General features: G+C 62.3%; 21 protein-coding genes and 1 pseudogene. 13 read left to right on the forward strand and 9 right to left on the reverse strand.

From position 1 onward, the window contains the following. Nucleotides 1–21: 21 nt before the first annotated feature. From ACJ2A4_RS12440 to ACJ2A4_RS12460, 5 genes are all read left to right on the forward strand, one after another. Nucleotides 22–474, forward strand: a complete 453-nt coding sequence (locus ACJ2A4_RS12440) for a GNAT family N-acetyltransferase (RefSeq protein WP_408873052.1) — start codon at nt 22–24, stop codon at nt 472–474. A gap of 159 nt (nt 475–633) precedes the next feature. Continuing rightward, nucleotides 634–1,116 carry a 30S ribosomal protein S6 gene (gene rpsF, locus ACJ2A4_RS12445; protein ID WP_041110770.1) on the forward strand — a complete coding sequence of 161 codons (483 nt, stop codon included), beginning with the start codon at nt 634–636 and terminating at the stop codon, nt 1,114–1,116. A 5-nt stretch (nt 1,117–1,121) separates the two neighbouring features. After that, nucleotides 1,122–1,412: a 30S ribosomal protein S18 gene (rpsR, locus tag ACJ2A4_RS12450; RefSeq protein WP_062509557.1), complete on the forward strand. Its 291-nt coding sequence runs from the start codon at nt 1,122–1,124 to the stop codon at nt 1,410–1,412. Nucleotides 1,413–1,422: 10 nt separating this feature from the next. Further along, the gene (rplI, locus tag ACJ2A4_RS12455) at nt 1,423–2,010 is read left to right on the forward strand and encodes a 50S ribosomal protein L9 (protein ID WP_408873053.1); all 588 of its coding nucleotides are present in this window, start codon (nt 1,423–1,425) and stop codon (nt 2,008–2,010) included. 132 nt (nt 2,011–2,142) lie between these two features. Next, the gene (locus ACJ2A4_RS12460; RefSeq protein ID WP_194259048.1) at nt 2,143–3,363 is read left to right on the forward strand and encodes a cyclopropane-fatty-acyl-phospholipid synthase family protein; all 1,221 of its coding nucleotides are present in this window, start codon (nt 2,143–2,145) and stop codon (nt 3,361–3,363) included. A 6-nt stretch (nt 3,364–3,369) separates the two neighbouring features. Here ACJ2A4_RS12460 and rsmA read toward each other — a convergent pair whose 3' ends face one another. The 9 genes and pseudogenes from rsmA to ACJ2A4_RS12505 form a co-directional block, all read right to left on the reverse strand. Beyond that, entirely contained in the window at nt 3,370–4,188 is an 819-nt protein-coding gene (gene rsmA / locus ACJ2A4_RS12465; protein WP_408873054.1) for a 16S rRNA (adenine(1518)-N(6)/adenine(1519)-N(6))-dimethyltransferase RsmA, read from the reverse strand. 1 nt (nt 4,189) lies between these two features. Then, the gene (locus tag ACJ2A4_RS12470; protein ID WP_408873055.1) at nt 4,190–5,551 is read right to left on the reverse strand and encodes a peptidylprolyl isomerase; all 1,362 of its coding nucleotides are present in this window, start codon (nt 5,549–5,551) and stop codon (nt 4,190–4,192) included. 2 nt (nt 5,552–5,553) lie between these two features. Next, a complete protein-coding gene (locus tag ACJ2A4_RS12475; protein ID WP_408873056.1) occupies nt 5,554–7,878 on the reverse strand; it encodes an LPS-assembly protein LptD in 2,325 nt (774 codons plus the stop codon). Next, nucleotides 7,878–9,068, reverse strand: coding sequence for an LPS export ABC transporter permease LptG (gene lptG / locus ACJ2A4_RS12480; RefSeq protein WP_194259051.1), 1,191 nt, complete (start codon nt 9,066–9,068; stop codon nt 7,878–7,880). The genes ACJ2A4_RS12475 and lptG overlap by 1 nt, the downstream gene beginning before the upstream one ends. Beyond that, nucleotides 9,065–10,234, reverse strand: a complete 1,170-nt coding sequence (gene lptF, locus ACJ2A4_RS12485) for an LPS export ABC transporter permease LptF (RefSeq protein WP_408873057.1) — start codon at nt 10,232–10,234, stop codon at nt 9,065–9,067. The genes lptG and lptF overlap by 4 nt, the downstream gene beginning before the upstream one ends. A gap of 57 nt (nt 10,235–10,291) precedes the next feature. Then, complete coding sequence (locus ACJ2A4_RS12490; protein ID WP_408873058.1) at nt 10,292–10,774, reverse strand: hypothetical protein; 483 nt, start codon at nt 10,772–10,774, stop codon at nt 10,292–10,294. A gap of 2 nt (nt 10,775–10,776) precedes the next feature. Further along, nucleotides 10,777–11,790 carry an L-threonylcarbamoyladenylate synthase gene (locus ACJ2A4_RS12495; protein WP_408873059.1) on the reverse strand — a complete coding sequence of 338 codons (1,014 nt, stop codon included), beginning with the start codon at nt 11,788–11,790 and terminating at the stop codon, nt 10,777–10,779. Beyond that, nucleotides 11,787–12,582: pseudogene (locus ACJ2A4_RS12500) on the reverse strand (3'(2'),5'-bisphosphate nucleotidase CysQ). The gene ACJ2A4_RS12495 and the pseudogene ACJ2A4_RS12500 overlap by 4 nt, the downstream one beginning before the upstream one ends. Before the next feature lie 54 nt (nt 12,583–12,636). After that, complete coding sequence (locus ACJ2A4_RS12505) at nt 12,637–13,275, reverse strand: hypothetical protein (RefSeq protein ID WP_408873060.1); 639 nt, start codon at nt 13,273–13,275, stop codon at nt 12,637–12,639. Nucleotides 13,276–13,378: 103 nt separating this feature from the next. Between ACJ2A4_RS12505 and ACJ2A4_RS12510 the strand changes: the two genes are divergently transcribed. The 8 genes from ACJ2A4_RS12510 (at nt 13,379) to ACJ2A4_RS12545 (ending at nt 21,213) form a co-directional block, all read left to right on the forward strand. Continuing rightward, nucleotides 13,379–14,851, forward strand: a complete 1,473-nt coding sequence (locus ACJ2A4_RS12510; protein WP_408873061.1) for a leucyl aminopeptidase — start codon at nt 13,379–13,381, stop codon at nt 14,849–14,851. A 16-nt stretch (nt 14,852–14,867) separates the two neighbouring features. Continuing rightward, a complete protein-coding gene (locus ACJ2A4_RS12515) occupies nt 14,868–15,311 on the forward strand; it encodes a DNA polymerase III subunit chi (RefSeq protein WP_408873062.1) in 444 nt (147 codons plus the stop codon). A 96-nt stretch (nt 15,312–15,407) separates the two neighbouring features. After that, complete coding sequence (locus ACJ2A4_RS12520; protein ID WP_408873063.1) at nt 15,408–16,520, forward strand: Rieske 2Fe-2S domain-containing protein; 1,113 nt, start codon at nt 15,408–15,410, stop codon at nt 16,518–16,520. A 21-nt stretch (nt 16,521–16,541) separates the two neighbouring features. Beyond that, nucleotides 16,542–17,387 carry an aldo/keto reductase gene (locus ACJ2A4_RS12525; protein ID WP_408873064.1) on the forward strand — a complete coding sequence of 282 codons (846 nt, stop codon included), beginning with the start codon at nt 16,542–16,544 and terminating at the stop codon, nt 17,385–17,387. A gap of 133 nt (nt 17,388–17,520) precedes the next feature. Further along, on the forward strand, nt 17,521–18,738 hold the full coding sequence (locus ACJ2A4_RS12530; RefSeq protein ID WP_408873065.1) for a hypothetical protein: 1,218 nt from the start codon (nt 17,521–17,523) through the stop codon (nt 18,736–18,738). Next, nucleotides 18,738–19,607, forward strand: coding sequence for a hypothetical protein (locus ACJ2A4_RS12535; protein WP_408873066.1), 870 nt, complete (start codon nt 18,738–18,740; stop codon nt 19,605–19,607). The genes ACJ2A4_RS12530 and ACJ2A4_RS12535 overlap by 1 nt, the downstream gene beginning before the upstream one ends. Beyond that, nucleotides 19,604–20,125, forward strand: coding sequence for a hypothetical protein (locus ACJ2A4_RS12540; protein WP_194259063.1), 522 nt, complete (start codon nt 19,604–19,606; stop codon nt 20,123–20,125). Before ACJ2A4_RS12535 ends, ACJ2A4_RS12540 begins: the two co-directional genes overlap by 4 nt. After that, on the forward strand, nt 20,125–21,213 hold the full coding sequence (locus ACJ2A4_RS12545; protein ID WP_408873067.1) for a hypothetical protein: 1,089 nt from the start codon (nt 20,125–20,127) through the stop codon (nt 21,211–21,213). Before ACJ2A4_RS12540 ends, ACJ2A4_RS12545 begins: the two co-directional genes overlap by 1 nt.

Genomic DNA, 21,213 nt, shown 5'->3' on the forward strand with positions numbered 1-21,213 from the left:
GACGGGTTTTTCCTGACCCGTATGACCGGCAGAGATGCCGTGCCGCTCTATCGCGCGCTTTATGCAGGGGTGGGGCAGGAGTATTGCTGGTGGATGCGGCGTTCAATGCCGGATCAGGATCTTGCGGATATCCTGCATGATCCCGCCGTTCATTTCATGGTTCTGCGGGACAGTTCGGGCAGCCCTGTCGGGTTCTACGAACTTGACCTGAGGCGGGATGGAGACGCCAATCTGGCCTATTTCGGTCTGCTGTCGCAGGCGATGGGGCGTGGTCTGGGGCGTATGCTGCTGGACCATGCGGTGGCGCGGGCCTTTGATGCCGGAAGCTGGCGGCTGCGGGTCAATACCTGCACGCTGGACCATCCCCATGCGCTGCCGAATTACCGGCGGGCGGGTTTTCTGGTCCGCAACGTGGTGTCCGAAATCTGGGACGTTCCGGACGAATATGTCCCGGAAAGACTGAGGCGACTCTGAGGCAGGACTTGCCTTGAGACGCATGGTGTGATTAATGCCGCCTTTCCCTGCCGGGCGATGTGGCATCGCACCGGCTATACCCGTGCCCTGAAACATGGGCCCTGTTTCCGGCATGGGCCGGAGCCAGTTTCGGGTTGACCTCATCCGAAGGGAGTATTCATGCCATTGTATGAAAGCGTGCTCATCGCACGTAACGATGTGTCGCAGGCTCAGGTGGAAACCCTGGTCGAGACCATCGAAACCCTGCTCAAGGACAACGGCGGTTCCATCCAGAAGCGCGAGTTCTGGGGCCTGCGTTCGCTCGCATACCGCATCAAGAAGAACCGCAAGGGCCATTACGTCCTGCTGGGCCTTGACTGCACCCCCGACACGCTGCGCGAGCTGGAGCGTCAGCTGGGCCTGAACGAAGACGTGCTGCGCGTCCTCACGCTGCGCGTTGACGAGATCGACGAGAACCCGTCTCCGGTTCTGGCGCGCAAGAGCGACGATCGTGGCGATCGCGGCAACTTCCGTGGCGGCTCCAAGCCGGCCGGTCGTTTCGAGAGCGGCCGTGGCGGTCCCCGTCGCAGCAGCGAAGACCGTGAGGAATATCGTGCACGTGGCGAGCAGGACGATGCTCGTGAGACGGCCGGAGCGGAGTAAGAAACATGTCCGAGACCAACACTCCCGACGTCAACGAAGTGAACCCCGCTGCCCGTCGTACGGCAGTTGGCGCACGTCGTCCGTTCTACCGTCGTCGCAAGTCCTGCCCGTTCTCCGGCCCGAACGCGCCGAAGATCGACTACAAGGACGTGCGTCTGCTGAGCCGCTTCCTTTCGGAGCGTGGCAAGATCGTGCCGAGCCGCATCACGGCCGTTTCGGCCAAGAAGCAGCGTGAGCTGGCACAGGCGATCAAGCGCGCCCGTTTCCTCGCCCTGCTCCCCTACGTCGTGAACTGAGGAGAGCATCATGTCCCAGACCGCACTGATCCTGCTGCAGCGGGTCGAGCATCTCGGCCAGATGGGCGACCTGGTGCACGTGAAGCCGGGTTATGCCCGTAACTTCCTGCTGCCCCAGGCCAAGGCCATGCGCGCCACGGCTGCCAACAAGAAGCGTTTCGAGACCGAGCGCGCACAGCTTGAGGCCCAGAATCTCAAGAAGCGTGAAGAGGCCGAGCGTCTTGCCGAGCGCATGCACGAGCTGTCCGTCGTCATCATCCGTCAGGCTGGTGACAGCGGAAGCCTGTACGGCTCCGTCAGCACCCGCGACATCGCGGCTGCCGCTACGGAAGCCGGTCTGACGATCTCGCGTCAGCAGGTTGTCCTGGCACATCCGATCAAGCAGCTTGGCCTGACGGAAGCACGCATCGTGCTGCATCCGGAAGTGTCCATCCCGCTGACGGTCAACGTTGCCCGTTCCGCTGAAGAAGCAGAGCGTCAGGCTCGTGGCGAAGCCATCGGCGTGCAGGACGAGGATGAGAACATCCTTGGCGAACTGCAGGCTGAGAACGCCGCCGAAGAAGCTGCTGCCGAAGCATCGGAAGAAGCCGAAGGCTGATACCGCTGACCTTGTCCAGGAAAACCCGGCCGGGAGTAATCCCGAGCCGGGTTTTTTGTGCCCGTTTGACTGGCAGGATACAACTCCAGCACTGCTCGGGCTTTTTCCCGATATTGGATACAGGAGATCGGCATGAAGCAAATTCTGGATTTTGTCCTGAAGAAATTCATCCAGACAGGAAGCCTGCGGGTAACCTTCAGCGATGGCGTTGTCCGTACCTATCGGGGACGCAAACCGGGGCTGGAAGCCGGACTTCATCTGCTGAACAAACAGGCCGAGCGCGCCCTGATCATCAATTCGGGTCTGGCGTTCGGCGAGGAATACATGGCGGGCAGCATCGTTCCCGATGGCTGTACACTTGAGACGCTGCTGACGGTCCTGATGGAGAACATCAACGGGCACGGGCATGTCTTTGAAGAAATCGAGGACCGTCTGCGTTATGTGACGCGGGCGTGGAAGACGCTCAATTCGCTCAAGAAATCCCGCAGCAATGTCGCGCATCACTATGATCTGAACGGCAAGCTGTACGACCTGTTTCTGGACAAGGACCGGCAGTATTCCTGCGCCTATTTCGCGCGCGAGGACATGACGCTGGAAGAGGCGCAGGTCGCCAAGAAGCGGCATATTGCCTCCAAGCTCAATCTGGATCGTCCGGGGCTTGAGGTGCTGGATATCGGCTGTGGCTGGGGTGGCATGGCCCTGACGCTGGCGAAGGACTATGGCGCCAAGGTGCTGGGCATCACGCTGTCACGCGAGCAGCTTGAGGTGGCACGTCAGCGGGCGAAGGATGAAGGGCTCGAAGGACAGGTGCGGTTCGAGCTGATCGACTACCGCAATCTGCGCCAGCAGTTTGACCGGATTGTTTCGGTGGGCATGTTCGAGCATGTCGGGCCGCCGCAGTTCGAGGCCTTTTTCAAACAGCTGAAGGCCTGTCTGAAGCCGGATGGTGTGGCGCTGATCCATTCCATCGGGCGTATGGACGGGCCGGGGACGACCAATCCCTGGATCCAGAAATATATTTTCCCGGGTGGCTATTCACCGGCGCTGAGCGAGACGCTGGCGGCGATTGAACGCTCGGGGCTCTGGATGACGGACTGCGAAGTGCTGCGTCTGCATTATGCGCGCACGCTGGCGGAATGGCGCAAGCGTTTCGATGCCAATCGGGACAAGATCCTGGCGCTTTATGACGAGCGGTTTGTCAGGATGTTCGAGTTCTATCTCGTGGGGGCCGAGCTGGCGTTCAGGGTGCAGGGGCACATGAACTTCCAGCTTCAGTTGACCCGGTCGATCGACGCCGTGCCGTTCACGCGGGACTATATGTTCGAGCGGGAACGGGAAAGCGCGAAGTCGTAAGAGGCTTCAGCGGCTGGCGAGATTGAGTTCCGCCAGCCGTGCGAACTCGGCGACCGAGAGCGTTTCGGCCCGGCGGGTTGGTTCGATGCCGGCCTGTTCCAACAGGCGTTCGCCGCCGATGGATTTCAGCGAAGAACGCAGCATCTTGCGGCGCTGTCCGAAGGCAGCGGCTGTGACCTGCTCCATGGCGCGGAACAGCTGTGGAGAAGGCTGCTTGGCATGCGGGATGATGACGGCGACTGCGGAATGGACCTTGGGCGGCGGCGAGAAGGCGGCCGGCGGGATGCGCAGGGCGACCGAGCATGAAGCGCACCACTGGGCCAGTACGGCAAGGCGCCCGTAAGCCGAGCTTCCCGGCGCGGCACAGATGCGCTCGGCGACTTCCAGCTGGAACATCAGCGACAGCCGTTCCCACTGGGATGCCTGACGCAGCCAGCCCACGAGCAGGGGCGTAGCAACGTTATAGGGCAGGTTCGCAATGATCTGACGCGGGGCAGGAGCCAGAGTGGCAGCGTCCAGCTTCAGGGCATCCTGACGGACGACGTGCAGACGGTCCGGGTAGTAGGTTGCCAGTTCGTCCAGCAGGGGCCAGGCGCGTTCGTCGATTTCCACGACATCGACGCGGCTGGCGGGTGTGTCCAGCAGGGCTCGGGTCAGACCGCCGGGACCGGGGCCGATTTCGACGACGCTGCGACCGGTCAGGTCTCCACCCAGAGCCGCGATGCGGGCGCAGATGCCCGGATCGAGAAGGAAGTGCTGGCCAAGGGATTTCTTTGCATCCAGACCATGGGCCTGGATGGTGTCACGCAGTGAGGGAAGGGACACGTCAGTTGGTGGCCTTGGCGGCGGGGCGCATCTCGATGATTGCACGGCGCTGAAGGTCACGCTGAAGCTGGCGGGAGGCCTGCTCGACGCGTTCGTTCATGAGCTGGTCGGCAATTTCGCTCGGGCTCTGCTGGGCCAGGTTCTTCTGCTGGCGGTCACAGATCATCAGCAGGGCAATGCCGTCCATCGAGACGAGCGGGCGGCTGACCTTGTTGGGCGGAAGCGTCTCAAGGATGGCCTTCATCTGGGGCATCAGGCGTTCGAGAACCTGTGCGCCAGGATTGCTGGGGCGCTTTTCACCCAGAGACTTGTTGAGCGCTTCCATTTCCGGGCAGCTATGGGTGTTCTGGATAGCAGCCGTGGCATGTTGCAGCGCCATTTTCTGCTGGTCGGTCGGGTTCTGCGGATTAAGCGGCGCATCGAACGGGAAAAAGGCCTGCCGCAGGTCGAGAAGGGTTCCCATCTGCTTGCCAACCACGCGCTTGGCCTGAACCGTCGCGATGACGAAGCCGCCCGCAACCTGGATCGGGTTGGAAATGGCGCCGATCGGCATCTGGCGGACGATGCTGACGACCTGCGGATCGAGGCTGTCTTCCTGCACCCAGCCCATGGAGCCACCATCAAGGGCTGACTGGGCCTGCGAGAACTGGGCCGCCACGATCGGGAAGGGCGCGCCTTCGCGGAGCTGGGAAATGATGGTCTTGGTGAAGGCCAGTTCGTTCTCGTCATGGCGCGGGTCGGCCACGGGAACGAAAATCTCGCTCATGAAGTACTGGGCACGGCCCTGCTCGGCCTGAAGGGCCTGCTCGCGCTGGCTGATCTGGGTGGCGGTGATCCGGCCTTCCTCGCCCAGCTTTTCACGCAGGACCTGCATCCAGCCGATCTGCACGCGGATCTGGTCGATCAGCGTCGTCAGGGACACGCCGTCTGTTGCGAGACGGTCACGCAGGGCATGTTTGGGCATGCCGTTGCGCTGTTCGATGTTGGAGATGGCGCCGGCGATCTGGTCAGGCTCCACGTTGATGTGGCGCTTGAGGATTTCCTGTGTCTTCAGGCGCTCGTCGATCAGCTGATGGATGATCTGGCTGCGCATGCGGTTCATGATCTCCGGGCTGATGGGCAGGCCGGTGGAAAGCACGAAAAGCTTTGCGCGGTTGTCCACGTCACGCTGGGTCAGGACCTGGCCGTTGATGACGGCCAGGATCTGGTCCTCAGGCGGCTTGACCGGAGCGGCTGCCGGTTTGGCCGCTGCAGGCTTCGCCTCTGTCTTGTGATGATGGGGGGCGGCCATGGCCGGCATGACTGCCGAGAAGGCGAGCAGGGCAGCCAGGGCCGTTGATGCGGTGCAATGGGTCTTGGACATGCTCAACCGTTGATTCCGAATGTGCCGATCGTCTTGAACGTAAAGTTGAACAGGATGGTCTCGTTACGCTGTTCGCCGCCAATACGGGTGTATTGCTTGATATACATGATATCCAGCCCGAAACAGTCATTGGAATAGCCGATCGTCCCGCCATTTGCGACGAACTGTTTCCGCGACAGGCTGCGACGGAAGAAACCTGATGCATGGTAATTGCGCCAGTGCGTTGAGAAACCGCCTGTCACTTCGCTGGTCTTGACCATGTAGGGCGCGTTTGGACCGTACTGGCGGAAGTTCGTCGCGTAATAATAATAGGGCGTCACGGGCGCATAGACATAGCCGCCTGTCAGGCGGAACATCGGAACGCCCGTGCTGATGAGACCTTCACCGTAATCGAACTGGTGCGTCCAGGGATTGAAACGGCCGCGGGCCGTGACATCGACATACTGGTTCGGACTGACGCGCACACGGCCCACCGGATCCGACAGGTGATGGTCGAGGCCGGAATAGGGCAGGCGGTTGTGGTCGATATGTTCCTGGAAGCTTTCGCCAACGAGCATGTCGATGGCGTGGCCGTTCCAGGACCAGTTCTGGTGGATGCCCACATTCGCACGGATGCCGCCATCGAGACGGTCGGTACCGAGATAGCGGTTGAGAGAGAACAGCGTCGTATCCGTGAATTCGTAGGACAGACTGTCTTCGTTGGGCAGGTGGCGGTTCTGCGAATTGCCGGTATTGGGAGAAGCGATGATCTGGGCGATCGGCTCGAGGATCTGCGAACCGTGTCCCTTGGCGAAGCTGCGCAGGAACGGCCAGTTCATGCGCAGGGCAATGGTTGGCTGGACCTGTCCGACAACATGGTTGCCGCCCGCACCCGTGTAATAGGTTGGCTGCTGATAGGCCTGGGTGGCGTGATAGATCATCGAATCAAGCCGTGCCGTCAGCAGGAACTGCTGGCCAAGCTTGTTGTGGAACGGGCGGTCCCACTGGGCGGCCACTTCGCCACGCTGATCGTTGATGCCGTTCTTTCGGTACAGGTTGAAGTTTGTCGTCTGAACGCTGAGGCGGCCGCCGAACATGTCAGGCTGCCCCTGATAGGCATAAGTCAGTCGCGGAAGGGCCCAGGGAAGGTCCGCGTTGCGGATGGTCCCCTGGTTCAGGCCTTGATAGGCCTGTCCGTCAAAACGCAGATAGGAGCCGATGCCGTAGCCTTCGAGGAAGACGTTGGAATTCAGCATTTCCTGACCGTAGCCGGGAACACGGTAATCACGCATGTAGTTGGCGGAACTGGCGACGTTGATGTTGGCGCCGGCCTGCCAGTTGCGGTCGACGGCGAAGTTGGCGCGACCGAACACATAACCCTGCACACCGTATTCACTGGAGGCGCCGACGTTGTTGCCGAACGTGTTCGTGTAACGGCTTTCGTCATGCGTGTCGTAGGCAATGCCGCCCGTGACGTCGACTGATCCGAAATTGAGGCGGTTGCGGTACTGCGCCGTCAGTTCGGGGCCGGTTTTGGTCGAGACGAGGCCGCGGACGGTCAGGTCCTGCTGCTCGTCGATGGCCCAGAAATAGGGAAGCGTGAAATAGGTGCCGAGATAACGGTCATGCGGGCTGATGCCGGGCATCAGGAAGCCGCTCTGCCGTTTGACGGACGGATCGGTCATGGAGAAGAACGGGAAATAGAAAACCGGCAGGCCGAGCATTTTCAGCCAGGCATGGTCGAACTCAAGCCGCTTGTGCTGTACGTCCTGCGTCGCATCGAAGGCCTGGAACTGCCAGAAAGGGGGCAGGTCCGGATTTTTCTCGCAGATCTTGCAGGCCGTGTAGACGGCATGCGTGAGGTCATTGAGAAGTCCGTTCGTGCGGCGCATGCCGTTGCCGGCAAGCTTGGCGTTATCTTCCATGCGGATGTAGATGCCGCTGCCGATACCGTCATGCATGCCATGGCTGAACTCGACATAATCGGCATAGGTTGTGCTGCCGTCAGGTTCGACGACGGCGACATGACCCTTGGCCGACAGGATGCCGGTGTTGCGGTCATAGGTCACGCGGTCGGCGCGCATGGCGTGATCGCCCTGCCAGACACGGACATTGCCATCCCATGTGATCAGGCCGTTCTTGGCGTAGCTTTCGCTATCCGCAAGATAGGTCAGGGGATCAGTCTGGGACGTTGGCTTGCCGATGACGATGACATGGGAGTTGTCGCGCTGCATCGTATTGGCAGACATCTTCTGCGGCGCCACGAGCGCGGTTCCAGCCATCAGCGTGGCCCCGACGAACGAAGCGCGTCTGCGGGCGCGTGTTGGGAGCCACAGGGGCACCGTCATCAACCATCCTCCATGTGCAGCAAAAGGGCCACCGCGAGGCAGAGCCCCGCACCTGTCGGCGCCCATGCGGCAAGAACCGGCGGCAGGGCGCCGGATTCACCAAACTGTTCGGCCACTTTCGAGATGGTGAACAGCGCAAAGCCTGCGGCGATTCCCGATCCCAGCATCCGGGCCACACCGCCGCGCCGTGTCGGACGCATCGAGAAGCCTGCGGATACCAATGCCATGGTCCCGGCCAGAATGGGAAGGGCCAGTAGCGACTGGAAATGAAGTCTGTGCCGGATTGAGGGAAAACCGGAGCGTTCCAGCAGGTTGATGAACCCCGGAAGCGCGAAGACGGAGAGGGTATCCGGCGATGCGAAACTTTCCTGAACGCGGCCGACGGTGAGATCGGATGGCAGGGTCATGTCGCCGATCTGCTGGGGCAGGTGATCCGGATGCAGCAGGGACGTTCCGTGAAGGATCCACTGATGATTGCCAAGCGCGCCGCTGGGCGCCTCGACGCGGACGATCAGGCGGTCGTGGTCATCAAGACGGAAGATCGAGACACCCGAAACCTTGAGTTCGCCGCTGACAAGATGGACGTCCTGGGCATGCAGGATGGCAACGCCATGAGGCACCAGCCCGTCATCGGCCTGTCTGAGCCAGAGCGCGCCGCCATTCAGGGTCAGGGGGCCACCACCGGTGCGCAGATAGGTCTGGTCCAGCATTTCGGCGCTGCGGAACATGTCTGAGGACAGGGCGGAAATGCCGGTCGTTGTCAGCAGGCCGGTCAGCAGCGCACAGGCCAGGGGGCTGGCGAGGAACTGCCAGGCGGAAATGCCGGCGGCGCGTGCCACGATCAGTTCGGACGAGCGCGTCAGGCGTGAGAAACAGACGATCCCGCCCAGCAGGATGCCGAAGGGCAGGACGTAGATGACGTAATACGGGACATGCAGCGCCGCGATCTTGACGACGAGGCTGGCCGGAACATTGGGACGCGTGGCCGCACGGCGCAGCAGGTCGATGAAGTCGAACAGCGACACCAGCCCGGTCAGCGCAAGCACCATGGACAACGTGCTGAGCATGAACTGGCGTGCGATGTAGATCGCGAGTGTCGTGGAGAATCCGGCGTGATCGTCGCGGGTCCTGAAGACCTGGAACAGGGAGGTCAGCCACGGCCCCGGGCGGAAGGTGGATGCAGCCCTCATCGGGCGGCCTCCGCGGAATTCTGGGCAGAGGCAGGTTCCCGCACGTTCCCGGTCCACTGTTCGAGGAACAGGAGCACCGCGCAGACCACGGCGGGCAGGATGGCTTCAATCCAGATCAGCGGGACCAGAATGAGATGTCGTCCGGCGAGGTTCTGGAGCATGAGTGAGATGGCCAGCAGGCCCACGACCGTCAGGATGGCCGTGAGGGGACGGGTGATGTTGCCATGTCGCGAGAAAGCTCCCCGCAGCACGGTTACGAGACCGATCATCGCAAAGGAAAGGGCTGTCAGTGGCGAGGTGAGCCGACGCCATGCCACGACGATGTTCTTGCCCCGGTCCCGTTCGGAGACTTCATGGGGATCGGGGTGGAACAGTTCGTGGAGCGACATCTCGTCCGGGTCCCGGTCTTCATGGTTGTTCCGGCGCGACGAGGTGAGGTCGATCGTGTTGCGTCCGAAGGTCAGAACGTTCAGCCGGCCGGTGTGACGATCGATTTCTTCACGTGACCCATCATACAGGACGACGCGGGGCTGGTCATTGACCACGACCATGGTGCCGCGCTCCGCCAGGACTGTCGTATGGGAATCGGGATCACGGTCATCCTCGACCAGCACACCGTGCAACTGGCCGTCACTGGTCCGGCCCCGCACATAGACCGTCATATCGCTGGAAAGACTGGTGAAAACGCCGTCCTGAAGCAGGAAGGCGGCCATGCGGTTCCGGATCTGGAACTCGTAACGGTGGAACGCATGATAGGAGACCGGCGCGAGCCACAGGGTCAGGATGTAGCACAGGATCACGGAGAAGCCCGCGCAGAGCAGGCCGGGGCGGGCGAGCTCCAGCGGTGAGCGGCCGGCAGCGCGCATGACCGTGAGTTCCCGGTCGCCGACCATCCGCTGATAGGTGAAGAGCACGACCAGAAAGGTCGTGATGGGCAGGATGACGGCGACGAAAGAGGGCAGCATCAGCGAGGTGAGCTGGATGAAAACCCGCAGCGAAAGGCCGTGCTGGACCACCATCGAGACGAAATGCAGCGACTGGGTCAGCCAGATCAGTGCCGTCGCGCCTCCTGTCAGCGCCAGCAGGGCGATGAGGAGCTGACGAAGAATATAGCGGTCGAGCAGAGGCAGGATCTGCCGCCCGGAAGTACCGGAGGATGAGGCCATGGCCCTTCATCTATCCCTAGCGCGTGGCGGGAGGAAGGCGAAAAAACGAAACAGTTTCTATCGCAGATAGGAGGCCCGGTCGATGGGCGGCCTTGTGGGTGTCAGGCTGTGATAGAGTTCTGTTGCGGCAATACCCACCAGAAGTCCCGCACCAACCGCAAAGACGAGCGCAAGATAACGCCAGGGTTTCTGTGTTCGCACGGTTGCCATCTCCATCTGAAGCATTCCCACATCCATCTGGCATCGGCCCAGACGTAACTGGGCGGTGCGGGTGTCTGCTTCGCTCTGTCTGAGGCGGCGCTCCAGCGTGGAAATTTGCTCCCGCAGGCCCTGCTCCCGGTTAGACGTGTCTTTGTGCGGCGCTGTTCCGATGCGGGTCATGAACAGGTTTTTCAGCGCGCCGCCCGTAACGTCATCGCGTCGGGCCATCTGGCGGATCCGTTCCAGCGCCGTGGCGGCATGACCGGGCTGTTCGTCCAGCACCAGGGCCAGGATATCGGACAGGATCTTGATTTCCCTGGGGTCTGGAGCGCGGGCCATGTTCAGGAGAGCGTCGCAGCATCCGTGCGCGGTTCGGCGGCACGGCGAAGACGGTCACGGATGGCGAGGCCAAGCCCATGGCGCGGGATCGGCTGGGCAGCGATGGTTTTCAGGCCGCGGCGGGTTCCTTCCGCATCCAGAAAGCGCAGTCCGGCAAAGAGGCGGGCCGCGGCTTCTTCAAGATCGCCGCTTTCGCTCAGGTTCCAGGTCAGGCCGGCGCCGGGCAGGGGTTTGCCAAAAGCGAGCTGGGCTTCATCGGAGGCGATGGAGGTCGCGTCCAGTCTGACCGGCAAGCTTGGGGCATAATGCGAGGCCAGGCGACCGGGCGAGGCCGGGGCGATTTCGGAAAAATCATCCGGGTGGCGGATGGGGCCGCAAAGAGCGGTCAATTCTTCGAGCGTCACGCCGCCCGGACGCAGGAGGACGGGCACTTCGCGGGTGAGGTCGAGCACGGTGCTTTCCACGCCAATGGAGCACGGGCCGGAATCCAGAACCGCGTCGATCCGGCCATCGAGTGAGCGCAGGACGTGGAAGGCATCGGATGGGCTGACAGTGCCCGAGACGTTTGCGGACGGGGCGGCCACGGGCGCGCCGACTTCGCGCAGCAGGGCCAGAGCCGTCTTGCCGCGCGGAACACGTAGCGCCAGCGTAGACAGGCCGGCGGCGGCAAGGTCGGAGACGGTCGAGTCCGGAGAACGGGGGAGCACCATCGTCAGCGGGCCGGGCCAGAAGCGGTCGGCCAAGGCATGTGCGATGTCTTGCATTCTGCCGCTGAGCGAAGCCTGTGCGAAAGCGCTTTCAGCATCGGGCAGATGGCTGATGAGCGGGTTGAAGCGCGGGCGTCCCTTGGCGGCGAAGATTTTTGCGACAGCCGTATCGGACGAGGCGATGGCACCCAGGCCGTAGACGGTTTCGGTTCCGAACGCGACGAGCTTGCCGGCTTTCAGAAGTTCAGCCGCGCGACGGATCCCTTCGGGTGTGGCTGTCAGACGTTCGGTATGCGGCGTGTCGCTCAAGATGCGCCTCCGGTGCAGTAGAAAGATGAATTCAGCCGGTCCGGCTTGCCGTAGCGCAGGGGTTTTCCGTGCTCGTCCAGAAGGGCGCCGCCTGCGGCTTCCAGAATGGCCTGGGGGGCGGCCGTATCCCATTCCATGGTGGGTCCGAAACGGGGATAGAAATCGGCAGCGCCTTCGGCGACCCGCATGAACTTGACCGAGGAGGACAGCTTTTCCACGGAGGCGACTTTCCGTCCTGCGAGCCAGCGCTCCAGCAGTTCCGGATTGCCATGGTGGCTGGACGCCAGAACGCGCAGACCCTCGGCTGAGGGGGTAGCGGTCCGGATCGGTGTGCTGTGGGTTCCGTCCGAACGGTGGGCGCCAAGGCCTTGTCCGCCGCTATAGATCAGGCCGTAGCCGGGAAGGGCCACGACGCCCAGAACCGGGCGGGCGTGTCGGACGAGACCGATATTGACGGTGAAATCTTTCCCCCTGTGGCAAAGCCGCGGGTGCCGTCGAGCGGATCGACCAACCAGTAGGCGTCTTCTGCATTGACCCGGATTCCAGCCGACATTTCTTCCTCGCCAATGGCGGGAATGGACGGGCAGGCTGCGCGCAGGCCGGACAGAATGTGCCGCTCGGAAGCATGGTCCGCTTCCGTGACGGGGGAGGCATCGGTCTTGATGTCTGTTTTGAACCCTCGGGCGCGGATGGCATTGATGATGTCCGAGGCTTCGGATGCGAGCCGGAAGGCCAGGGCCAGAAGGGCGCGGTCATCGTCCGCGCGGACGGTGATGGGGGGGCAGATGTCATTTCCCCAGACTACTCCAAGATGCTTTTTGCGTCATGTGCTGATGAAGGCAGGTGTCACCACGGGCAGGTCGGTACGGGCGCATCATGGCCGTTCCATTTTGCAAACGGGATCTTTGTTGCGGCACTCAGCGCGATGTCCGCGTGGCAGGTTGTAACCGGGGATGCGAGCGTGGTCCTGAGTGCGAAATAGAAGGGTGTGGTGCCAGGTTCCCCGTCCCCGCGCGTCAACTGATAGATCCGGATATGCGCCGGGCTGGGCTGTGGGACGGGATGGGCGCCGGTGTCGCGGGTGGTTACGAACAGCAGAAAGGCTGGCTTTCCGTTGGCCCGGCCGGAGGCAAAATGAATGGTCTGGATGGCATCTTCGCCGGTATGCGGAATGTCGCGCAACATATCGAGAAGTTGACCGCCATTATCCGGGTCTTCCGTATCCACGAGGCTTGTGCGGTCGGGTTGTTCTGTATCGCGGGTGCTGACGGCATATAGCATGTAGCCCCATGCATTGCCGTTTTCGCGCCATAGCGGCGTGATGGTTACGTCAGGGAAGCCTGCCGGATGAAGTGTGACGGGGCGGTTGTCGATCACGATGGGCTGGATATCGGTAATCTCTGCACTGGCCGCAGCAGCGCGTCCCTGTGTGGTTCCGAAAGTCAGGCCGGAGCAGAGCAGGATCTTCACAAGAGCGCGACGCATGGAGTGGTCTTTCTTCAGGCCGGACGTGCAGAGGGCTTGTATGGGCGGTTGGTGTTCCCGATAACGGTGACAACGACTTCATGTTCCAGACGACAGGACCATCATGCTTTCAGTGATTTTCGATTCCCTTCCAGCCTTTTCTGCGGATGCGCCCAAGGCTGTCGTTCTGTTGTGCGATGCGGCCTCTGGTGAGATTTTCTCGGCGCTGGACAAGGCTTCTGCGGGAGCGGTTTCGCGCGCTGTCGCGCTGAAGGGATTCAAGGGCGAGGCCGGGCAGAGCGTGGTGCTCCCGGCGCCGGCCGAAGGGCTGTCGCAGGTCGTGCTCGCCGGTGTGAAGCCGAAGGGCGGGGCTGCTGTGGATGCCGTGGCCGTCGAAAATGCTGCCGGTCGGGCGGTTCGTCTGCTGGATGGTGTTGAGAGTGCGGTTCTGGCGCTTTCCGAAGGGCTGGAGCAGTTTGCTCCGGAAGCGGCTCTGGGCACGCGTCTGGCGTCGTATGATTTTGACGTGTACCGCACGAAAAAGTCCGACAGCCATCCGGTTCTGAACACGCTGCATGTTGCGGTTTCCGATGTTACGGCAGCAAAGACGCGCTGGACGGCTCTGGATGCGGTCTCGCAGGGTGTGATCCTGACGCGGGATCTCGTGAGCGAGCCGCCGAATGTGCTTTATCCTCAGACCTTTACGCAGCGTATCGAAGAACTGCGTGAGCTTGGTCTGACGGTTGAAGTTCTCGACGAAAAGGCCATGACGGAGCTGGGGTTTGGCGCGCTTCTGGGCGTGGCGCAGGGCAGTGTCCACAAGCCGCGCACGGTGATCGTCCGTCATAACGGCGGTGGCAGTGAGGCGCCTCTGGCCTTCATCGGCAAGGGTGTGACCTTCGACAGTGGTGGCATTTCCATCAAGCCTGCGGCTGGCATGGACGAGATGAAGACGGATATGGGCGGTGCTGCGACCGTGATTGGTCTTATGAGCGCGCTGGCCCGTCGCAAGGCGCCGGTCAATGCGATCGGTGTGGTCGGTCTTGTCGAGAACATGGTGTCCGGTGGGGCGCAGCGTCCAGGCGATATCGTGCGGGCCTATGACGGTCAGACGATCGAGGTGCTGAACACCGACGCAGAGGGACGCCTCGTTCTGGCGGATGTGCTGTCCTATACGCGGAAGCGCTTCAGCCCGAAGCTGATGGTCAATCTGGCGACGCTGACGGGTGCGATCGTGGTCAGCCTTGGCTACGAAAATGCTGGTCTGTTCAGCAACAGCGATGCGCTGGCCAAGGGGCTGTCGGAGGCTGGGGCGCAGGTCGGTGAAGGTCTGTGGCGGATGCCGATGGGCGAGGCCTATAATCGCCAGATTGATTCCGATATCGCGGATATGAAGAACATTGGCGGTCGTCCGGGCAGTGCGATCCTGGCGGCAGAGTTCCTCAAGCGCTTTGTGGGCGATACGGACTGGGCGCATCTCGATATTGCGGGAACGACCTGGAAGACCAAGGCGTCCGCTATTGCACCGAAGGGTGCGACGGGCTTCGGCGTGCGTCTGCTGGACTGCTTCGTGAAGGCCCACGAAGCCAGCGCCTGAGGAGCGGGATAACACCGTGGATGTCGGGTTCTATCATCTGACGCGCACGCCGCTTGAGCAGGCGCTTCCGGCCCTGCTGGGTCGGACGCTGGATGCCGGGGAACGTGCGGTTGTGCGCTGCCCGGATGCGGCTGCGGTCATGGCGCTGGATACGGCGCTGTGGGCGTGCCGGGATCCGGTCTGGCTGCCGCATGGCACCGCAAAGAGCGGTCATGCGGCCCGGCAGCCGATCTGGCTCACCGACGGGGAAGATGTGCCGAACGAGGCGCGGTTCCTGCTCCGCGTGGATGGCGCGGGGAGCGATGAATTCGCGCCATTTACCCGGATTTTCGATCTGTTCGATGGTGGAAATCCGCAATCGGTCCAGCGGGCAAGAGAACGCTGGGTCGCAATGAAATCTTCCGGTCACAATCTCGTGTACTGGAAACAGGAAGAGCGGGGCTGGAAAAAGGCGGGGTAAGGTTTCAAATTGTGTCTGAAACCATTGATGGAAGACGCTCCGTAACCGGGGTGCCGTTCATTACACTGGAGAGGACGCCCGACTGTGCCAGACCCCATGACTTCTTCCCCCGCATCTCCGAAAACTGACCTTCGTCGCGTCGATATCAATCCCGACTTCTGGTATCCGCTGGCCTGGTCGAAGGATCTCAAGCGCGGTAAGACGATCGGGCGACGGTTCGGGCGCTTTCCCATTGCACTGGTGCGGCCCGAAGAGGGAAGCGTTTTCGCACTCGAAGACCGCTGCGCGCACCGTCAGGTTCCGCTCAGCCTCGGCAAGGTCAGTGGAGAGGCAGTGCAGTGCTGCTATCATGGCTGGGCCTATGGCCGCTCGGGACGCTGCATCGATGTGCCGTATCTGGGCAAGGGCAAGCTACCCAATGGTGTGAAGACGTATCCCTGTCGTGAGGCAGGCGGGATGATCTTCGTTTTCCCCGGCGATGCGAGCAAGGCGGAGAGCATGCCGTTGCCGCCTCTGGCTCAGGTGGACAATCCGGCGTTTAAGACACGGCATTTCAGTCCGGTCGTGAAGTGCCACTATACGTTCCTGCATGAGAACCTGATGGACATGAACCATCAGTTCCTGCACCGCCGTCAGATGGGGCAGATCAAGGCGCGTTTTCTGGGGCAGGACGCGGGCGAGAACTTCATCGAGGCGCGTTACAGTTTCGCGCGAACGGGAAATCAGCAGCCGCTGGCGGAACGCCTGATTTTCGGCAAGCATCATGATGATCCGAACCGGGAGCAGCCGGTCGAGGAAATCGTCAGCATCCGCACGACTTATCCGTATCAGAGCCTGAAAATCCACGACAAGGACGGCGATCTGATCATGGAACTATTCAGCGTCTATGTTCCGAACACGGCGGACGGGATGAGCACCCAGACTTTCGGTCTGCTGTCGGTGCTACGGCCGAAGACGCCGTTCCTGATTGATTTGATCTGGCCGGCGCTGGGTATCTTCACGCACCGGATTTTTGAAGAAGACCGCGAAATCATGGAGCTGGAGCAGAACGCCTGGCGCGAACTCGGCGGCGATCACAACGTCGAGGTCTTCCCCATCGTGCGGAAATTGCGGGATCTTCTGGCGGTCAATGGTGCGGCGCCGGGAACGGATACGACGGTGCAGACTGAAGTTTCGAGGGAACAGCCGGCTGATCCTGTCGTTGTCTAAAGACACAGACAGGAAACAGTCATGAAGACAGTCACACTCAGGAATGGTGTTACGGTTCCCGCGCTTGGAATGGGAACCTGGAATGTCGGCGACAGTGCGGCCCGGCATACGGATGAGGTCGAGAGCCTACGCAAGGGGCTTGAGGCCGGTCTGCGGGTTATTGATACGGCCGAGATGTACGGCAATGGCCGGTCGGAAAAGCTGGTGGGCGAGGCCATCGCGGATGTGCGTGATGACGTTTATCTCGTTAGCAAGGTTATGCCGTCAAATGCGTCCTATGACGGTGTGCACAAGGCATGCCGGCGTTCGCTGAAGCATCTCGATACGGACTGGCTGGATCTTTATCTGCTGCACTGGCGCGGGGGTACGCCGCTGGAAGAGACGATCCGGGCGTTCGAGGATCTGAAGGATGATGGGCTGATCCGCGGATGGGGCGTCTCGAACTTCGATGTCGATGACATGGAGGAAATCGAGAACCTGTCGGGCAACTGTCTGGTGAACCAGGTGCTCTATAATCTGGAACATCGCGGGACCGAATTTGATCTTCTGGAACATGACCTGAAGTCCGAAACCGTGACGATGGCCTATTCACCACTGGGACAGGGGGGCGAGCTTCTGGATCATCCGGCGCTCAAGGAAGTGGCGTCGCGGCATGAGACGTCTCTTGGTCCGGCGGATACGGCCCAGATTGCTCTGGCTTGGGTTCTGCGGCGGCCGAATGTCATGGCGATCCCGAAGGCCGGCTCTCCGAAGCATGTGGCTGGGAATATCGCCAGTCTGGAAATCAGCCTGACGGATGAGGATCTCAAAACGCTCGACAGCGCTTTTCCTCCGCCGAAACGCAAGGTATCTCTCGCCATGATCTGACGGTCGTGGTGGTATGCGGTCCGTTTTCACTTAACCTGCGGACCGCGCCCTGCATATTTTCTCGACCCTGTTTTACGCCGATCCCGTATCTCTCTGCCTTGCGGTTCTGGCTATTCCTGCCTGTCTGCAGGCGATGGAAGCCGGACGTGGGGCGCGATCGGTAGTTATCTGTATTGCGGCACTGGCCGCGATACTGGCGCTGTCCCCGGCTGTTCTGGCTGTTGCGCTTGGCGTGATCGTCGCGCTGGACCGGGAAGCGTGTCCGGCAGTCTGGACGGTTCCGGCCCTGCTGTTGAGCGTCCTTTTCCCTGCACACACCTTCGTTTTACTAGTACTGCTGCCGGTTCTGTTCTGGTCTTCGCTTAGGCGTCGGCGGGATGGGGCCTGTCCTGCCGTCATGAGTATTCTCGCCGTCTCGCTGATCTGGCATGCGCCTTCGGCAGTTCCGGCAGAACTCGTGGCCGGTCTGGGGGCGGCGGTGTGCGGACTGGTTGGCTGGTCCGTTCTTGGGGCATCACGCCCCGGAAATCTGGGGCTGTTGCGGCCTGTTCTGCTGATGGTGCTGGTCGTGGCGGCGCAGGCTGAGAGCCTTGTGGTTTGCGCGCGGATCGCGCTGGAGGCGCTGCTTCTTGATCTGGCGCTTCTGATGCTGACGGCCGCCTTGGGGCGAAGATTTCCAATGCTCGCCGTGCTGCGTCTGCCGTTCCCGCCCTTGCCCGGACTGGTCGTGCTGTGGCTCGGGATTCATGCGGCTCTTGGCATGGCGGCAGGCGTGGAGGGCTGGAGCGTCCTTGGCGTGGTTGTAGCGCTGCTGCTTGGGCTTTTGAGCCTCTCGGACATTCTCGAAGTGGGACGTCTGTTTTTCCTGCGTCGTGAAGTCGTTTCAGGGGCATCTGTTCTGCTACTGGGCGCGGGAAGTCTTCTTGTGCCCGCTCTTGTGTTTGGGCTGACAAGCCCTGTGCTGCACGCCATTGGGGGAGAATGGGTCTGGCCTGTCTGGAGCATTGGTGCGGGAGATGGAGCGCATCTGTTGCTGCCAGCGTTCATTCTGGCTGGTGCGGGGATCTGGATTGTTCTTGTGCGACCCTGGCGGGTCATGGGTGGTGTAGTGCAGGCGGCATCCCTGCTTGTGCCTGCGCTCGGGAAACTGCTGACGATTGGGGATGGGCTGTTTGACGAAGCGCCTTCCCTGAACTGGACGCTGCGTCGTGTCATCGCGGGTGGGCGGCTGCGTTTCAGAGGGCTGCGGAATGTGCGGGCGCCCGTGCTTCCCGATCTGCGTCAGGGTGCTGTCGGACTCTGGCTTGTGCTGCTTGGTCTTGTCCTGGCGGTGCTGGGAGTGATGGCGTGATGGCGCATGAGATCGGGATGGCGCTGCTGGCGATGCTGGAGGCGCTCTTTCAGCTTGGACTGCTTCTTGTGCTGACGTCTGTTATCGGATGGTGTCTGGATGATCTGCCGTCCCTGCTGGCTGGACGATCGGTCGGGCCGGTGCGGTTCCGTCTTCTGCAGGCCGGGCGCTTCTGGAAAACATTGTTCCGCGCTCCGCTGGGCGGGCGACCGGCGCTGGCGTTGACGGCTGGTATTCTGACGCTTCTGTGCCTGCCTGCGGTTACGACGGGATCGGTCTTTTCGTCTCTGGCGGACCCACTGATCATCGGGCTGGTGGTTTTGCTGGGACGCGGATTTGTGGGGCAAAGCCTGCTGCCGGGTGAGGCGGGCCGGTTCATCCCTGCCGTTCTGCTGCTGTGCCTGACGGAGGCGCTGATTGCGCTGGCGGCTCCGGGGACCGACGGGCTGGGAGGCTTGTGTGCAATGCTGCATATCGAGCCGGAACCTGGTCTGGAAGGTGCGCTTGCCGCCTGTGCGCTGGCGCTGGGCATCGCGTGTCCTCCCCTGCGGGCGCAGGACGTCACGGGAATGCTGTCCGGTATCCGGGACCGTCAGGAGCGTGAAGCGGCCCGGAGCATTGCTGATGTGCTGAACTGTGGGTGGCTGCTTCTGCTGTCCGATCTGGCGCTGCCGGTAAGTGTCGGACTGGCGCAGGGCGGTGTGCAGGGCTGGTGGCTGGGGCTGGTGGCTCTGGTCGGGCGTCTGGCGTTGACGGTCGCGGTGGCGGTTGGGCTGCGGCTTATGGCGCAGGAGCGAAGCGCACGTATGACGGCGCTATTTGCGGGTGTGGCGCTTCTGCTGGCTCTGGCGGGGAGGTTTGGCACATGATCGTCGGGTTCGGGTTGCTGCTGCTTCTGGCGCTTGCGGGGCTGGGCAAGGACGGGCGGGGTCTGCCGCTTTATGGCGCGGTGTGTGCTTTTGCTGGGGCGACGGTCTGTTCCGGGCTGATGGCGCTTCTGACGTCCGTGGCGCTGATCGGGCTGAATGGTCTGGCCTGGGCATGGCTGCGGCGGTTTGCGGCGGAAGCGCCGGACCGGGCGGCTGTCCTGCCGGTTGTGGGGACGCTGGTGCTGCTGCTGGCGCTTGGCCTGTCCGGCGCAGGGCTCGGGCTTGCGCCGGTTCTGGGTGCTGGCGCGGTTCTGGCCGGGCTGTGTGGAGCGGCATGGGGTGCGCCGCTGGTGCAGTTCACCGGCCTGCTGCGGGCTGCGGACGGGCTTATTGTCGTGTCCTGTGTTTTGCATTCCTGGCCGCTTTTCATGGCGGCTCTGAGCCTTTGGGGCGTGCTGGCGGCCCTTGGGGTCACGCTTCTGCCGCGTCTGGCCTGGCGTCGGGTGGAGGAGGTCTGATGCATCCGCTTGCCCCGATTGGAACGCTGTTTGCCGTAACGGTCTGGCCGCTTCTGGCGGCGTTCCTGCTGCTTCTGACGCCTGAAAACCGTCAGGCCGCCAGTAGTCTGACCTTTGCCGTGGCTGGACTTGTCATCACACCGCTGGCTGTCTGGCTGATGCCGGGGACGGATGCGCTGGCGGCAGCCTGTTCGTGCATCGTGACAGCCATTCCGCTTCTACTGCCGCCAGCACAGGACCGGACCGGCCGGGTTCTGCCATTTCTTGTCACGGGCTGTGCGCTTCTGGCGCTGAACATCCATTCGGCTTTTGCCGTGACGGTATTGTGCGGTGCGGGCACAGTTCTTCTGGCTTGGCGGGAAGGCCGGGGGCCGCGAAAGGCTCTGGTCGTGTGGGACATTGCGCGCAGCAGACTGGGTGGCGTCGTGCTGGGGCTTCTGGGGGCGTCGCTTCTGCCAATGCCGCAATCCTCGCTGGGGGCGGTACTGCTGACGGTCGGGCTGTGCATGGTGGCGGGGCTCGGGCCATCGCCTGCTCCTGCGCCCGAGGCGGCTCTGCTGGATACGGGGCTGCGGTTTTCGGCGCTGATGCTGATGTTCCGTCTGAATGCGTATCCGCTGGTTCATCTGCTGATGCTGATCGCGGGGTTCGGGACGATCCTCATGCTGGTGACGGCGCGCTCCTCCGGCCGGATTGTTTCACTGCCGATGCTGTCCGCGTTCGGTGCACTGGCCGCGGCGACCGGGGAAGGGACGGCGATCGTTCTGCTGCTGCTGGCGGCGCTGGGGCTTGCCGTTCTGGATCTGCGCGGTGCCGAGGGGACTGATGCGATTGCGGCGGGCGCTGCGCCGTGGCCGGTGTTCTGTGCGCTTGTTGGCATCGGTCGATCGCTTGAGACGGGGCAACTGATCCTGCTGATCGTATGCCTGCTCCCGGTTCTGTGGTCCGTGCGCTCCGCGACGCTTCTGCCGGCGTTCGGTCGTGGAGAGCGCGGCATGGTGGCCGTGATGCAGGCCGTTCTGCTGCTGGGGGGATTGTGCGGTCCGCTGTTTCTGGCTTGGCATCCGGTGACGGGGTGGCGGCCATGA

Origin of the sequence: Gluconobacter roseus (genome assembly GCF_046058915.1) — a bacterium.
GTDB classification, from domain to species: domain Bacteria; phylum Pseudomonadota; class Alphaproteobacteria; order Acetobacterales; family Acetobacteraceae; genus Gluconobacter; species Gluconobacter roseus_A.

Excerpts from the sequence above, each read along its gene's own strand:
- rpsF (WP_041110770.1), top strand. The coding sequence starts at position 634 with ATGCCATTGTATGAAAGCGTGCTCATCGCACGTAACGATGTGTCGCAG.
- ACJ2A4_RS12530 (WP_408873065.1), top strand. The coding sequence starts at position 17,521 with ATGGAAGCCGGACGTGGGGCGCGATCGGTAGTTATCTGTATTGCGGCA.
- ACJ2A4_RS12510 (WP_408873061.1), top strand. The coding sequence starts at position 13,379 with ATGCTTTCAGTGATTTTCGATTCCCTTCCAGCCTTTTCTGCGGATGCG.
- rpsR (WP_062509557.1), top strand. The coding sequence starts at position 1,122 with ATGTCCGAGACCAACACTCCCGACGTCAACGAAGTGAACCCCGCTGCC.
- ACJ2A4_RS12505 (WP_408873060.1), bottom strand. The coding sequence starts at position 13,275 with ATGCGTCGCGCTCTTGTGAAGATCCTGCTCTGCTCCGGCCTGACTTTC.
- lptF (WP_408873057.1), bottom strand. The coding sequence starts at position 10,234 with ATGGCCTCATCCTCCGGTACTTCCGGGCGGCAGATCCTGCCTCTGCTC.
- ACJ2A4_RS12460 (WP_194259048.1), top strand. The coding sequence starts at position 2,143 with ATGAAGCAAATTCTGGATTTTGTCCTGAAGAAATTCATCCAGACAGGA.
- ACJ2A4_RS12490 (WP_408873058.1), bottom strand. The coding sequence starts at position 10,774 with ATGGCCCGCGCTCCAGACCCCAGGGAAATCAAGATCCTGTCCGATATC.
- ACJ2A4_RS12475 (WP_408873056.1), bottom strand. The coding sequence starts at position 7,878 with ATGACGGTGCCCCTGTGGCTCCCAACACGCGCCCGCAGACGCGCTTCG.
- ACJ2A4_RS12520 (WP_408873063.1), top strand. The coding sequence starts at position 15,408 with ATGACTTCTTCCCCCGCATCTCCGAAAACTGACCTTCGTCGCGTCGAT.
- ACJ2A4_RS12540 (WP_194259063.1), top strand. The coding sequence starts at position 19,604 with ATGATCGTCGGGTTCGGGTTGCTGCTGCTTCTGGCGCTTGCGGGGCTG.
- ACJ2A4_RS12545 (WP_408873067.1), top strand. The coding sequence starts at position 20,125 with ATGCATCCGCTTGCCCCGATTGGAACGCTGTTTGCCGTAACGGTCTGG.
- rplI (WP_408873053.1), top strand. The coding sequence starts at position 1,423 with ATGTCCCAGACCGCACTGATCCTGCTGCAGCGGGTCGAGCATCTCGGC.
- ACJ2A4_RS12470 (WP_408873055.1), bottom strand. The coding sequence starts at position 5,551 with ATGTCCAAGACCCATTGCACCGCATCAACGGCCCTGGCTGCCCTGCTC.
- lptG (WP_194259051.1), bottom strand. The coding sequence starts at position 9,068 with ATGAGGGCTGCATCCACCTTCCGCCCGGGGCCGTGGCTGACCTCCCTG.
- ACJ2A4_RS12535 (WP_408873066.1), top strand. The coding sequence starts at position 18,738 with ATGGCGCATGAGATCGGGATGGCGCTGCTGGCGATGCTGGAGGCGCTC.
- ACJ2A4_RS12525 (WP_408873064.1), top strand. The coding sequence starts at position 16,542 with ATGAAGACAGTCACACTCAGGAATGGTGTTACGGTTCCCGCGCTTGGA.
- ACJ2A4_RS12440 (WP_408873052.1), top strand. The coding sequence starts at position 22 with ATGACCGGCAGAGATGCCGTGCCGCTCTATCGCGCGCTTTATGCAGGG.